Source organism: Staphylococcus pasteuri (assembly GCF_030547725.1).
Classification (GTDB): Bacteria; Bacillota; Bacilli; order Staphylococcales; family Staphylococcaceae; genus Staphylococcus; species Staphylococcus pasteuri.
In genome coordinates this window covers 1-237 of sequence record NZ_JAUOQO010000939.1, presented here as the reverse complement: position 1 = coordinate 237, position 237 = coordinate 1, and the positions used below count along the sequence as shown (strand labels likewise).

The following is a 237-nucleotide window of genomic DNA, read 5'->3' as shown; positions in this document are numbered from 1 at the left end:
GAGTTGGAAAAACGCCAGCAGGAAAACGCTAAGAAAAAAGCGGACGAACAAGCCCGCCGAGCCAAAGAAAAACAAAAACTAGAGCAGCAAAAGGCAGCTAAAGCCGAGGCTGAGCGAGTTAAGAAAGAAGAACAGCGCAAAGTAGCAGAAGCTGCCGCCGTGGCTGCAGAAGCCGAGCGAGTGCGTAAAGTGGAACAGCAAAAGAAAGCTGAAGAAGCGGCACGTAAAGCAGAAGAA

1 pseudogene is annotated in these 237 nt (G+C 50.2%); it reads left to right on the top strand.

Features of this window, described 5'->3' with window-relative positions:
* A pseudogene (locus Q4528_RS15965) lies at positions 1-237 on the top strand (hypothetical protein); the annotation flags it as partial.